Here is a 14,290-nt window from a genome sequence, read left to right on the forward strand (position 1 = left end):
AAGAGAAACTAACTTTGTAGGGAGGAATTTACGTGTCTTGGATGGAACAAATAAAGCATGATTTAGAAGAACGCAAAAAAGATATTGAGCGACGAGAACATGCCCACGAAGAAGATGGGCGGGATAATGAATTGTCGGTGTTTGACAATCATCCTGCCGATTCTGCGGATATTTTTTATGAGGCAAGTAAAGATGATGCGCTTCATATGCATCGCCACGTTGAACACGAAGAAATTGTTCATGCCTTAAAGAAATTTGAAAACGGTACGTATGGGATCTGTGAAGAGACAGGTGCAGAGATTCCTAAAGAACGACTTCTAGCGAATCCAACGGCGCGTACAGTTGTGAATCCGGAGAAACCTGCAGATCATAGCGGCGTCTTTGTTGGAACGGCACAAGGAAATCCGAGTCCGTATAGTGGTGGTCAGGTCGCTTCTGACGGAGTAGATATGTGGGAAGCACTGATGAATACGACTGAAGATCAAAGTTATCATGAAAGCGCGACGAGCGACTTTTGGGTTGAGAAAGAGCCTGGATTTACTGAGGAGTTTGAGCGCTATGCAAGTACTGGGATCGAAGGGTATCATGGAGCGGAACACGTACACGTCGTCAAGCCTCCAGACGATGACTTTACAAATGAAATTGAAGGAGAAGAGCGGCAGTAATTATCTGCCGCCATTTTCCTTGTAAAGGAGAGACAAAGTTGATCGCATTATACTATCTGATTGCGTTAGTCATTATCGGACTTGATCAGCTAACTAAAATTATTGTCGATCGCAACATGGAAATTGGGGAATCGATTCCGATCATTGAACAAGTGTTACATATTACCTCACATCGAAATATGGGGGCAGCATTTGGAATTTTACAAGGGCAAATGTGGTTGTTTTTTATCGTAACTGCGGTCGTTGTCGTCGGAATCATTTATTACATGCCGAAGCTTATTAAAGAACATCGCGGATATGGTATAGCGCTTGGTGTTTTATTAGGCGGAACGATTGGTAACTTTATTGACCGGTTGTTTAGAGGTGAAGTTGTTGATTTTGTCGATGTGTACATTGGAAGTTATAGCTTTCCAATTTTTAATGTCGCAGACGCAGCATTAACTCTTGGTGTGATTTTCTTGCTCATTTTAATGTTTATGCAAGATCGGAAAGAGAAAAAGGAGCAAAGTAGTCATGAGTAAATTCGAATGGGTTATCGAAGAAGAAGCGGGAACCCGTATAGACAAAGTCATCGTTACCAGAACAGGAGAATCTAGAACGACGATTCAGGATTGGATTAATGAAAATCACGTAACGGTAAACGGTGCAAATGTGAAAAGCAACTACAAAGTACAAGACGGTGATCGTGTCACTGTGATTCCAAAAGAAAAAGAACAACTCGAGGCAGTCCCAGAAGACATTCCACTCGACATTCGCTATGAAGATGAGCATGTTCTCGTTATTAATAAACCAAGAGGCATGGTCGTTCACCCTGCTCCAGGGCATCCAAGCGGTACTGTCGTCAATGCATTGCTCGGGTTGAAAATGCAATTGTCGACGTTGAATGAAGAAATGCGACCAGGTATCGTTCATCGAATTGATAAAGATACGAGCGGGCTTTTGATCGTTGCAAAAACGGATCAAGCGCATCAACATCTCGTGCAACAATTGCAAGGGCGTACGTTAAAGCGTACGTATGAAACGATTGTTCACGGTGTGATTGCACACGAATTTGGAACGATTGATGCACCGATTGGGCGTCATCACCACGATCGTCAAAAGATGACGGTAACAGACGTCCACTCACGTGAAGCAATTACACATTTTACCGTCATCAAACGGTACAAAAATTACACGCGCGTAGAATGTCAATTAGAGACAGGAAGAACGCACCAAATCCGTGTTCATATGGAATACATTGACCATCCAATTGCTGGGGACCCGAAATACGGTCCAAAGAAGACATTGCCAATTGAAGGGCAAGCACTACACGCAAAGGAACTGTCATTTATTCATCCAGCGACTGAAGAGACAGTAACTGTAACCGCAGAACTTCCTGATGATATGGAGCAATTAATCTACAATTTAGAACATTCATCAGAGCATTGACAAAAAATACGTTCAATGAAATAATAACGTTAGAAATTAAATAGCCCTTTAACACAGTCCAGAGAGGCTGAGAAGGATACGGTAGAAGACACGTCCTAGGTGACGTTTGTTTTCTGAATATGTATACTCAACCCCCTCTCTATTACGGAGCAGGGGTTTTTTATATGTAGGGCGAAAGGAGATTCTTTCATGACAACCCGGACACAGACACTATTTGATGAAGCGGCAATGCGAAGAGCATTAACACGGATTTCTCATGAGATGCTCGAGAAGAACAAAGGAATGGAAGACGTACTTTTAGTCGGGATCAGAACGAGAGGATATCCACTAGCACAGCGTTTAGCAAGCAATTTGAAACGTATTGAAGGCATTGAAGTTCCAGTCGGCTCCATGGACATTACGTTGTACCGAGATGACTTAACGCAGAAGAAAGAAGAACCAGAGATTCATCACGTAGATTTGCCAGTATCGGTTGATGGTAAACGCGTCATTCTTGTGGATGATGTCTTGTATACAGGACGTACTGTACGAGCAGCGATGGATGCATTGATGGATATAGGGAGACCTTCGCAAATTCAATTAGCAGTATTGATTGATCGAGGGCACCGAGAACTACCGATACGAGCAGACTTTGTAGGAAAGAACATACCGACGTCGTCCAGTGAGACGATTCAGGTACAGTTAGAAGAAAGTGATCAAGTCGATCTCGTTAGCATTACAAACTAATAATGAATACTCTTTAACCCAGTCCCGAGAGGCTGAGAAGAGGTTTACCTTGTTTACACTAAAATTAGCTCATATGGCTACGTGTAACTCAAGGTCCATCTCTTTGCCGCCGGGTAAAGAGATTTTTTTATGGAGGTAAACATGAAGCCAGTATTAGACATACACGAACGCCCTAAACTCGCAAAATGGATCATTCTTAGCATGCAGCACTTATTCGCCATGTTTGGCGCCACAATCTTAGTCCCGGTATTAACCGGTTTAAGTCCTTCCGTTGCCCTCGTTTCAAGTGGACTCGGGACAATCGCTTACTTGATCACAACGAGAGGAAAGATTCCAGCTTACGTCGGATCATCATTCGCATTCATTAGTCCGCTCATAAGTGCGATGACGTTTGGTGGACCTGGTGCGGTAATGCTCGGAACGTTCTCAGCAGGAATTGTTTACGGGCTCACATCATTACTCATTATGGCATTTGGTGTGAACTGGTTACTAAAGCTTTTACCTCCAATCGTCGTTGGGCCCGTCATTATGGTTATCGGTTTAGGGCTTGCATCAACGGCCATCGAGATGGCGATGAATTATGACGCAAGTACAGGTGAATATGTCGATACGGCATTACACTTTACGATTGCACTCATTACGCTTACAGTAACGATTGTTTCATCGGTCTTCTTTAAAGGTTTCTTGAGATTAATCCCAGTCTTGATTGGACTCGTAACAGGCTATGTGATTAGCATTTTTGCTGGGCTTGTCGACTTAACACCAGTACAACAAGCTCCGTGGTTCCACATTCCAGACTTTGCGATTCCATACATTACGGTAGATCCGGTTTACTCGCTTGCGATCATCGGGATTATGGCGCCAATCGCACTCGTGACGATGGCTGAACATATCGGAGATCAAATGGTACTAAGTAAAATTACAGGTCGTAACCTTTTGAAAAACCCTGGTCTTCATCGTTCATTACTCGGTGACGGGATTGCCTCAGTCATTGCTAGTTTCGTTGGAGGTCCACCGAATACAACGTATGGGGAGAACATCGGAGTTCTAGCAATTACGAAAGTGTTTAGCGTGTTTGTTATCGGTGGTGCAGCGGTATTTGCAGTCGTGTTCGGTTTCTCAGGCAAGATTGAAGCGTTAATCGCCAGTATTCCAGGATCGGTCATGGGTGGTGTCTCCATCTTACTGTTCGGTATCATCGCGTCATCAGGTCTTCGACTGATCGTAGAAAATCGCTTAGACATGTCAGAGAACAGAAACTTAGTGATTGCCTCAACCATACTCGTCATTGGAATTGGCGGAGCGTTCATTGAAATTACAGAAGACCTAGTGATTCCTTCTATGGCACTAGCAACGTTTATCGGCATGATCTTACACGGAGTATTACCGAATAAAACGATCGGTTACGGAAATGGTCAATTGTTCGAAAGTGTTGAAGACGATCAAAACAACGGCTAACACAATTTTAGTGAGGAGTGGTCAACAATGCGTCACTTTACAACGATGGAGCAGTTAGAAAAGCAGGACATTTATGAGTTACTTGAGGAAGCAAAGCGTTGCAAAAAACAAAATGGATTCAAAGAATCGTCTGAAGCGTTTATTGCAAATGTGTTTTATGAACCGAGTACTCGAACGAAATTGTCATTTGAAGCTGCTGAAAAACGACTGGGCTATACACCGCTAAATGTCGATTGTGACCACTCAAGCATTCAAAAAGGTGAATCGCTGTACGACACCGTTCGAACGCTCCAAGCTCTTGGAGCAGCAGCTGTTGTCATCAGACACCCTGAAAACAATTATTACAATCAATTACAAGACATATCGATTCCCATCATTAATGGAGGCGACGGAAGTGGTCAACATCCGTCGCAATCCCTTCTGGATATGTTCACGATTTACGAAGAGTTTGGTACCTTTCAAGGTGTTCGCGTTGCAATCATCGGAGACGTGTTACACAGCAGAGTTGCCGGATCGAATATTAGCGCTCTTCAGAAACTTGGTGCAGAAGTGATTGTCGCTGGACCTAGTGAATGGACGAAGCGAGTGGATCAATCACTAAACGTGATGACGGTAGATGAAGCAGTCGCAAACGCCGACGTTGTCATGATGCTTCGAGTTCAACATGAACGTCATGTTGAAACGCTCGATATGAGAAATTATCACGAAGCTTATGGACTAACAGTTGAGCGGGCAGAAACGATGAAAGAAACGAGCATTATCATGCATCCAGGACCGTTTAATCGAGACGTTGAGATTGCCTCAGAGCTCGTAGAGTGTCATAAATCAAGAATTTTTACGCAAGTGGAAAACGGAGTATTTTGTAGAATGGCAATAATCAATGCAATGGTACGTGCAAATTTAGTTCAGGAACTTAAAGGAGTGATGTAAATGGTACGCAAAGTAATTTTAGAAGATGGGTATGTATTCACGGGCACAGGATTTGGAAGCGACAAAGAACAGAGTGGGGAGATTGTTTTTAATACTGGAATGACAGGTTATCAAGAAATTATGTCAGACCCGTCCTATGCAGGCCAAATCATTACCTTTACGTACCCTTTGATCGGTAACTACGGAGTCAATCGTTCAGACTTTGAAACGCTCGTTCCTGCTGTAAAAGGTGTTGTTGTGAAATCTCGTTCACCTTATCCAAATCACTGGAAGAGTGAAGAATCGTTTGATGAATTACTAACACGCTTTGACATTCCAGGAATTGAAGGAATTGACACTCGTGAATTAACGAAGCGCATTCGTGAAAAAGGAACTGTTCGTGCGATCATTTGCAATGGTGAAGTGAATGAAGAAGACGTCATCAATCGCCTAAAATCAGAAGCGCCACTTACGAATCAAGTGGAAAGTGTTTCTACAAAAAATACATATACCGTTCCAGGTGGAGGAGGACCAAAGGTTGTCTTAATCGACTACGGAGCGAAACAGAACATTATGAGAGAACTACTAAAGCGCGGTTGTGAAGTGAAAGTCGTTCCGTTTAATGTCTCAGCAGAAGACGTGTTAGCAGAAAATCCTGATGGGGTGATGCTCTCAAACGGACCAGGAGATCCAAGGGATGTCAAAGAGTCCGTCGAAACGGTAAAAGCACTCGTCGGCAAGACGAAGATCTTCGGCATTTGCCTCGGGCATCAACTGCTGTGCCTAGCTCTCGGAGCCGAAGCGGAAAAAATGAAGTTCGGACATCGTGGTTCCAATCATCCCGTTAAACATATTCCAACTGGGAAAGTGACGATGACTGCGCAAAATCACGGGTTTGCCATTAAAAGAGAGTCACTTGAAAACACATCGCTAATCGTAACGCATGTGGCAGTAAACGATGGTTCTGTAGAAGGTGTAGAACTGAAAGATCAAAGTGCATTTAGTGTGCAATATCATCCAGAAGCAGCACCAGGCCCAATGGACGCAAACGATTTGTTTGATCAATTTATGAACCGAATTTTACAACCAGCAGGGGAGATGACGAAAAATGCCTAAACGTCAAGATATTCAAAAAGTACTCGTACTCGGATCAGGACCAATCGTAATCGGTCAAGCGGCAGAGTTTGATTATTCAGGGACACAAGCTTGCCAAGCGTTAAAAGAAGAAGGGTACGAGACGGTGCTGATTAACTCTAACCCTGCAACGATTATGACTGATACGAATATGGCAGATAAAGTGTACATTGAACCGTTGACGTTTGAGTTCGTTTCGCGAATTATTCGCCAAGAGAGACCAGACGGTTTAATTGCGACAATGGGTGGTCAAACAGCTTTAAACTTAGCGATGGAGCTAAACAATCACGGTGTTCTAGAACAGTATGGAACAGAATTACTCGGGACGGACCTCGTAGCAATTGAAAAAGCAGAAGATCGTGAAGCATTCCGCTCACTGATGCACGAACTCGGCCAACCAGTTCCGGCAAGTGAGATCGTTCATACCATCGATGAAGGGATGGCATTTGCGAAGACCGTTGGCTTGCCGGTTATCGTTCGTCCAGCTTACACACTCGGTGGAACGGGTGGGGGAATTGCGAAGACGTTTGAAGATCTAGCGGAGACACTTGAGTCAGGCCTCTCCTACAGCCCAGTGAATCAATGCCTCGTTGAACAAAGCATTGCTGGAATGAAAGAAGTCGAATACGAAGTGATGCGTGATGCAAATGACGATGCGATCGTCGTTTGTAACATGGAAAACATCGACCCTGTCGGGGTGCACACGGGAGACTCAATCGTTGTAGCCCCTTCACAAACGTTAAACGATCGTGACTACCAACGACTGCGCGATGCCTCGTTAACGATTATCCGCGCCCTTGGCATTGAAGGGGGTTGCAACGTTCAATTTGCACATGACCCCGATCGTGATGAGTACTACGTTATTGAAGTAAATCCTCGAGTGAGTCGTTCTTCCGCGCTTGCATCAAAAGCGACTGGGTATCCGATTGCTAAACTAGCGACGAAAATCGCTGTCGGTTACTATTTGCAAGAGCTTAAAAACCCCGTGACGGAGCGAACCTATGCAAGCTTTGAACCAGCATTAGACTATATCGTAACGAAAATCCCCCGCTGGCCATTTGATAAGTTTTCGTCTGCAAACCGTAAGCTCGGTACACAAATGAAAGCGACCGGTGAGATCATGTCAATCGGACGTACGTTTGGGGAATCGCTACTTAAAGGCATCCGCTCTTTAGACATGAAAGAAGATCACCTCTTAGTACCACGCTACGAACAAAAAAGTGATCAAGAACTGATCGAGCAATGGGAAGCCGCTGATGATGAAAGGCTATTTGCGGTAGCAGAAGGATTTAGAAGAGGGTATTCAATTGCCCAATTGCATGAGCACTCAAAAATCGATGAGTTTTTCCTCATGCACATTGAAGGACTCGTGCAACTCCACAAAGCGATCGAAGCGAAACCGAGTGATAAAGAGGTTTTAGCTGTCGCAAAAGAGAATGGCTTCTCAGATAAAGTGATCGCTTCACTTTGGAACGTGTCAGAGATGGACGTTCGAGACGTAAGAAAATCACATCAATTGGCACCAGTTTTCAAAATGGTCGATACGTGTGCTGCTGAATTTGAATCAAAAACGCCGTACTACTACAGTACGTATGAGCGAGAAAATGAATCATTCAAAACCGATCGACCGTCCGTTCTTGTCTTAGGATCAGGTCCAATCCGAATCGGTCAAGGTGTTGAGTTTGATTATGCAACAGTTCACGCAGTTTGGGCGATTCAGCAAGCAGGCTATGAATCGATCATCATTAATAACAATCCTGAGACGGTCTCAACGGATTTCAGTATGTCAGATAAGCTTTACTTTGAACCATTAACGTTTGAGGAAGTAATGAATGTCATTGATTTAGAAATGCCTGAAGGAGTCGTCGTGCAATTCGGAGGTCAAACAGCGATCAACCTTGCGGAGAAATTGGCCAATGCGGGCGTGAAGATTTTAGGAACGTCGCTTGAAGCGATGGACACAGCAGAAGATCGTGATAAATTCGAGCGCGCATTAAAAGCACTTGATGTACCAATGCCACCAGGGAAAACCGCAACGTCAGTGGAAGAAGCAGTCGCTGCTGCGAACACATTAGGCTACCCAGTGCTCGTTCGTCCGTCGTACGTACTTGGGGGGCGGGCGATGGAAATTGTTGAGCATGAAGATGAGCTGCGTACGTACATGGAAGAAGCGGTTCACGTGCATAGTGAGCACCCGGTGTTGATCGATCGTTACTTCTATGGAAAAGAAATAGAAGTTGATGCCATTTCAGACGGCGAACACGTCTTTATTCCAGGTATGATGGAGCACATTGAACGTGCAGGTGTTCACTCTGGTGACTCGATTGCAGTCTACCCGCCGCAATCATTGTCTGAGACAACGAAACAAGAAGTGATTGATCAGACGGTAAAGTTAGCTCGAGGCTTAGACATTGTTGGACTACTCAATATCCAATTCGTTCTGTATAACGACAAAGTGTATGTCATTGAAGTGAACCCTAGAGCGAGTCGCACAGTTCCGTTCTTAAGTAAGATGACAGGCGTGCCGATGGCGCAAATCGCAACACACGTCATTTTAGGAAAAACGTTAAAAGAGCTCGGATACGATGAGGTGTATCACACTGAACCGGATCGTGTAGCGGTAAAAGCACCTGTGTTCTCCTTTGCGAAGTTGCGCCGAGTTGACATTCATTTAGGACCTGAAATGAAATCAACGGGTGAAGTGCTCGGTCGCGATTTAACATTAGAAAAAGCGTTATACAAAGGCTTAGTCGCTTCAGGGATGAACATTCCTAGAAAAGGCAACGTCTTGTTCACAATTGCTGATAAAGATAAAGAAGAAGCGATCAAATTGGCTCATCGCTTCGATCGTCTCGGGTTCCAATTGCTCGCAACGAAAGGAACGGCGGACGTTTTACAAAACGAAGGCATTTCCGTACAAAACGTTCACAAGATTGGTGAAGGAAAACAAGACATTTCATCCATTATCCGTGAAGGTGGTGCCCAACTTGTCATCAATACCTTTACGAAAGGCAAGCAACCAGCGAGAGACGGATTTAGAATTCGCCGTGAAGCGGTAGAACATGAAATCATTTGTCTCACATCAATGGATACAGCATTTGCACTTCTCCACGTGCTTGAAATGATGAGCTTTGCGACAGAGCCAGTTCCAAAACTGCAGCAAGCAACATCAAAAGAGGAGGTACACGTATGAAATCAGTTCCTCTAAAGGTCGTAAGAAATCAAGAAATTGCTGAAGAGACGTATGAAATGATCTTAAGTGGTGAACTCGTTCAAGAAATGAACCGCCCTGGGACGTTTCTCCATATTAAAATTCCTTCTAGTCATCACGTTTTACGTCGTCCTATCAGCATCGCCTCAGTAAATCAAGAGCTCGGTACGTGCACACTCGTCTATAAATGCACAGGTGAAGGGACGAGGGCGTTAACGAACGTGCGACCGAACGATTGTTTGCAAGTGCTAGGACCGCTTGGAGGGCAAGGGTTTCCAACAGAAGAACCGTCAACCGATCAGGAAGTAACGCTGATCGGTGGCGGTGTCGGAGTACCACCAATGTATTTTGCAGCTCGTAGTCTCTCAGAACGTAACATACCATTTCGAGTTATTCTTGGTTTTCAGACCGAAGCCGCTGTCTTTTATGAAGAGGCGTTTAAGCAGTTACAAGCAATGGACGTGACGATTATGACGGATGACGGAAGTTACGGAGAGAAGGGCACAGTCATTGATGCCTTGCAAAATCTCGAACAACCGTCCACTTACATCTATACGTGTGGGCCAAGAGGGATGTTAAAAGCGGTTAAAGCTGCCGCGCAACATGATACAACCGTGTACGTGTCACTAGAAGAACATATGGGCTGTGGCATCGGGGCTTGTTTCGCTTGCGTGTGCAAAACTGAAGATGAAACATCGTATGTCAAAATTTGTACGGACGGTCCTGTATTCCAATCAAACGAGGTGTTACTATGAGCGAACGTTTAGCGGTGAATTTGCCTGGTTTATCGATGAAAAATCCAATCATGCCCGCATCAGGGTGCTTTGGGTTTGGTCGAGAGTTCAGTGAGCTCTATGATTTAAGTTTACTCGGTGCGATTGCGATCAAAGGGACGACTGGTGAACAACGCTTTGGAAACAACACTCCTCGTGTTGCAGAAAGTCCGTCAGGGATGCTCAATAGTATTGGCTTACAAAATCCAGGAGCAAAGTCGGTTCGTGACAATGAACTTCCGTTTCTTGAACAATTTGATGTTCCGATTCTAGCGAATGTATCCGGTTCTTCTCCAGAAGAATACGTAAAGGTCGTCAACACCCTTAATGAGGCAAGTAATGTTGGGGCTTTTGAAGTTAACATCTCGTGCCCGAACGTGAAAACGGGTGGCATACAGTTCGGGACTGATCCTGAGCAGGCTGCGATGCTAACGAGCTTAATTAAAGAAGCGACGAACAAACCTGTGTATGTGAAGCTATCGCCAAACGTCACGGACATTGCGGCGATTGCCAAAGCGGTAGAACATGCAGGAGCAAACGGATTATCACTGATTAATACGCTCATCGGCATGCGCTTTGATTGGCGAACGAAAAAGCCAATTTTAGCAAATGAAAAAGGCGGCTTATCAGGTCCGGCGGTAAAACCGGTTGCACTTCGCATGGTTTACGATGTAAGGCAAGTTACAGACTTACCGATTATTGGTATGGGTGGTATTGAATCAGCGAAAGACGTGATTGAATTTTTGATCGCAGGGGCTGATGCAGTCGCTGTCGGTACTGCGAACTTTACGAATCCGTTTGCTTGTATTGAAATTATTGACGAACTGCCAACGTGGTTAGATCAGCTTAATGTAAATCAAGTGTCAGAGTTACAGAGAAGAGGTGTTGTACTGTGACGCATGCACCGCTTTTCATAGCCTTGGACATGAATAATGAAAAAACAGCGATGGATTTTTTAGAGAGATTCGAAGATGTAAGACCAGATCTTAAAGTCGGGATGGAATTGTTTTATTCAGCTGGACCGAAGCTCATACATGACCTTAAAGAACGAGGGCATCATCTGTTTTTGGATGTGAAATGTCATGACATTCCGACAACGGTAGGCAAAACAATGAAGCAACTGGCATCTTTCGGCGTGGATGTTATTACGACTCATGCGATCGGTGGAAAAGAAATGTTAGTAGCAGCAAGGGAAGGCATTGAAGCCGGTACACCAGCAGGCGCAAATCGACCAAAACTCATTGCAGTCACTGCACTGACGAGTACGACAGAAGACATGTTAAAACAAGACTTATTAATTCAAGAAAATCTTAAACAGATGGTTCATCACTATACGACTCGAACGGTAGAAGCGGGACTTGATGGAGTCGTTTGTTCTGTCCACGAAGTTGCGATGCTTCGTAAAACTTTCGGGCATGATCTTTATACACTAACACCAGGAATTCGTAATCATGACGGTAATTTGCATGACCAAAAGCGTGCAGCAACAGCTGAAGGAGCAAGAATTGCAGGAAGTAGCGCCATCGTTGTCGGACGTGCCATTACTGAGCATAACGATCCTCGCGTAGCTTATGAAGCCATGCTTTCACAATGGAAAGGAATGAGTGTTTCATCATGAATCGTAAACAACAACTTGCTAGTGAATTATTAGACATTGAAGCCGTTAGTTTAAAACCGAATGACCCGTTTACGTGGTCATCAGGATTACAAGCGCCGATCTATTGTGATAACCGCCTTACGCTATCACACCCGTCACTTCGTAGTGAGATTGCAGAAGGATTTAAGGACGTCATTGCTGAAAACTACGCTGATTGTGATGTGATTGCAGGGACAGCAACAGCTGGAATTCCACACGCAGCAATTGTAAGTGATCGCTTAGAATTGCCGATGATCTACGTACGAGGAAGTGCCAAGAAGCACGGTAAAGGCAATTTAATTGAAGGTAAGCTGTCTAAAGGTGATCGTGTTGTAGTCGTTGAAGATCTTATTTCAACCGGCAAAAGTTCCATTGATGTTGCCAATGCAATTCAAGAAGCTGGTGGCGTCGTTGTTGGTGTCGTAGCGATCTTTTCTTACGGTTTAGAGATTGGTAGGAAGAACTTCGCTGAACATAACCTCTCGCACAATACGTTAACAGACTTTGAAACATTGATTGAACAAGCGATTAAAAAAGGTGTCATTCAAGAAGAAGAACAAGTACAATTAAAGCAATGGCAAAAAACGCCAGAAAATTGGCGATAGAGACCACAGTTGTGGTTTCTTTTTTGTAGGAGGAGTTATTGTTGAGGATTCGTGACATGGAACAAGCAGATTATGAACATATGCAGCCGATCTATCAAGCAGGGATTGATTCTTTGTTAGCAACTTTTGAAACAACGGTGCCTTCTTGGTCCGAATGGGATGAAAAACACCATGACCATAGTCGTTGTGTGGCAGTGACTGATGAACGGGTAGTTGGCTTTGCGGCTCTTGCGCCGGTCTCAAATCGTCACGCATATCGAGGCGTTGCAGAAGTGAGCGTGTATGTAGACGAATCACAGCACGGTAAAGGAATTGGTAAGACGCTAGTCAATGAACTTATAGAACGTTCAGAAGAACATGGGATTTGGACGTTGCAATCAGTCATTCTTAGTGAGAACAAAGCGAGCATACATATTCATGAGCAGTGTGGATTTCGACATGTTGGTGTTCGAGAGAACATCGCCAAGCTTAATGGAGAGTGGCGAAGTACAGTGATGATGGAGCGGAGAAGTTCCGTTATTGCATAAAAAAGCCGTCTGCGATCTCAATCGTAGACGGCTTTTGACGGTCTAATTAAGAATGTCTTCCGTTAACAAATCGATCAACGAGGAGTGCAATCGCACCGTCGCCAGTTACGTTCGTTGCTGTACCGAAGCTGTCTTGTGCCATATAAATGGCGATCATAATACCGACCGCAGCTTCAGTAAATCCGAGCATCGTCGTGAGTAACCCGAGTGAAGCAATGACCGCGCCACCTGGAACACCAGGAGCTGCAATCATAATGACGGCAAGGGCAAAGATGAATGGCAACATCCCTAATACCGTTGGTGTTGCTAAATCCCCGTACATCATCATAACCGTTGTTGCAGCTAATACGATGGTAATGGTACTACCTGCTAAATGGATATTTGCGCCGAGTGGAATGACCGTTTCTGCCATGCTTTCTCGAACACGGTTCTTCTTTGTTGCTTCAACGGTTATTGGAATTGTCGCTGCACTAGACATCGTACCGACCCCTGTAAAGTAGGCTGGTAGCATGTTTTTAAGCGCTGAAAAAGGATTTTGACCAGCAACAGACCCGGCAATCGTAAAGGCGCCAATTAAATATAACCAATGCGTAGCAATCGCTAAAACTAACACGAGAGCAAATGACGAAAGAGTTTCCCAAACTGTACCGTCTGCAGCCATTTCAGCAAAAATACTTGCAATGTAAAATGGTAAGAATGGAATAACGACTTTCCAAAGCAACTTTTCAATGATGTTTTTTCCTTCATCAAAAAATGACTTTAATGTCGGTGAATTCGTTCGTGCAATACCGATCCCGAACACAAACGCCATCACAAGTGCGGTAATTACACCGAGTGCAGGATCAATTTCTAATTCAAATAACGGAGTGAAGCCTGCTTCTTCTCCGACCATAGGAACAGATTCAGTAATGAATAATGGTAAGACGACAAGAGCAATAACAAGTGCGAATACACCTGCCAGAACTGAAGACGTATACGCGATTCCCGTCGTAAGACCAAGGGTTTTGCCAGAACCTGCGCCCATGCTCGCAACGCCACTCGTAATAAAAAATAAAATAACAAAAGGAATGATAAAGCCTAGAAATTGGCCAAAGATCATCTGGAAGGTCACGATCGCATCCATTACCCAAGACGGAAGCGAAACAGCGATAAGACCAACGACAATACCCCCGATAACACCTAGAAGCAGTTTCAAAATTAACTTCAAAGCAAGATTCC

At 44.3% G+C, this 14,290-nt stretch carries 14 protein-coding genes; 13 read left to right on the top strand and 1 reads right to left on the bottom strand.

Going from position 1 to position 14,290, the window contains the following annotated elements; genetic code table 11:
- Positions 1-41: 41 nt before the first annotated feature.
- The 13 genes from JOD17_RS07775 to JOD17_RS07835 all read left to right on the top strand — a co-directional run bounded on the left by JOD17_RS07775 (position 42) and on the right by JOD17_RS07835 (position 13,072).
- Positions 42-665, top strand: coding sequence for a TraR/DksA C4-type zinc finger protein (locus tag JOD17_RS07775; protein WP_239575370.1), 624 nt, complete (start codon positions 42-44; stop codon positions 663-665).
- A 41-nt stretch (positions 666-706) separates the two neighbouring features.
- Positions 707-1,186 (top strand): signal peptidase II, encoded by a 480-nt coding sequence (gene lspA / locus JOD17_RS07780; protein WP_042360275.1) that lies wholly within the window; start codon positions 707-709, stop codon positions 1,184-1,186.
- Positions 1,179-2,093 carry an RluA family pseudouridine synthase gene (locus JOD17_RS07785; RefSeq protein WP_204696810.1) on the top strand — a complete coding sequence of 305 codons (915 nt, stop codon included), beginning with the start codon at positions 1,179-1,181 and terminating at the stop codon, positions 2,091-2,093. The genes lspA and JOD17_RS07785 overlap by 8 nt, the downstream gene beginning before the upstream one ends.
- A 189-nt stretch (positions 2,094-2,282) precedes the next feature.
- Positions 2,283-2,819 carry a bifunctional pyr operon transcriptional regulator/uracil phosphoribosyltransferase PyrR gene (gene pyrR, locus JOD17_RS07790; protein ID WP_042360210.1) on the top strand — a complete coding sequence of 179 codons (537 nt, stop codon included), beginning with the start codon at positions 2,283-2,285 and terminating at the stop codon, positions 2,817-2,819.
- Positions 2,820-2,960: 141 nt separating this feature from the next.
- Positions 2,961-4,277: a solute carrier family 23 protein gene (locus JOD17_RS07795; RefSeq protein WP_239575335.1), complete on the top strand. Its 1,317-nt coding sequence runs from the start codon at positions 2,961-2,963 to the stop codon at positions 4,275-4,277.
- A gap of 27 nt (positions 4,278-4,304) precedes the next feature.
- Entirely contained in the window at positions 4,305-5,207 is a 903-nt protein-coding gene (locus JOD17_RS07800; RefSeq protein ID WP_204696812.1) for an aspartate carbamoyltransferase catalytic subunit, read from the top strand.
- A complete protein-coding gene (gene carA / locus JOD17_RS07805; protein ID WP_204696817.1) occupies positions 5,208-6,302 on the top strand; it encodes a glutamine-hydrolyzing carbamoyl-phosphate synthase small subunit in 1,095 nt (364 codons plus the stop codon). It begins immediately after the preceding gene.
- Entirely contained in the window at positions 6,295-9,513 is a 3,219-nt protein-coding gene (gene carB / locus JOD17_RS07810; protein WP_204696823.1) for a carbamoyl-phosphate synthase large subunit, read from the top strand. Before carA ends, carB begins: the two co-directional genes overlap by 8 nt.
- Positions 9,510-10,286, top strand: coding sequence for a dihydroorotate dehydrogenase electron transfer subunit (locus tag JOD17_RS07815; RefSeq protein WP_204696824.1), 777 nt, complete (start codon positions 9,510-9,512; stop codon positions 10,284-10,286). The genes carB and JOD17_RS07815 overlap by 4 nt, the downstream gene beginning before the upstream one ends.
- A complete protein-coding gene (locus JOD17_RS07820; protein ID WP_204696830.1) occupies positions 10,283-11,200 on the top strand; it encodes a dihydroorotate dehydrogenase in 918 nt (305 codons plus the stop codon). The genes JOD17_RS07815 and JOD17_RS07820 overlap by 4 nt, the downstream gene beginning before the upstream one ends.
- A complete protein-coding gene (gene pyrF / locus JOD17_RS07825) occupies positions 11,197-11,922 on the top strand; it encodes an orotidine-5'-phosphate decarboxylase (RefSeq protein WP_338028770.1) in 726 nt (241 codons plus the stop codon). The genes JOD17_RS07820 and pyrF overlap by 4 nt, the downstream gene beginning before the upstream one ends.
- Positions 11,919-12,545, top strand: a complete 627-nt coding sequence (gene pyrE / locus JOD17_RS07830) for an orotate phosphoribosyltransferase (RefSeq protein WP_204696831.1) — start codon at positions 11,919-11,921, stop codon at positions 12,543-12,545. The genes pyrF and pyrE overlap by 4 nt, the downstream gene beginning before the upstream one ends.
- Before the next feature lie 41 nt (positions 12,546-12,586).
- Positions 12,587-13,072: a GNAT family N-acetyltransferase gene (locus JOD17_RS07835; protein ID WP_239575337.1), complete on the top strand. Its 486-nt coding sequence runs from the start codon at positions 12,587-12,589 to the stop codon at positions 13,070-13,072.
- A gap of 46 nt (positions 13,073-13,118) precedes the next feature.
- Here the strand turns inward: JOD17_RS07835 and JOD17_RS07840 are convergent, their stop codons facing one another.
- Positions 13,119-14,279: a dicarboxylate/amino acid:cation symporter gene (locus JOD17_RS07840; protein WP_204696832.1), complete on the bottom strand. Its 1,161-nt coding sequence runs from the start codon at positions 14,277-14,279 to the stop codon at positions 13,119-13,121.
- Positions 14,280-14,290: the final 11 nt, after the last annotated feature.

The sequence above is a fragment of the Geomicrobium sediminis genome, assembly GCF_016908595.1.
Taxonomy (GTDB): Bacteria; Bacillota; Bacilli; order Bacillales; family Marinococcaceae; genus Geomicrobium_A; species Geomicrobium_A sediminis.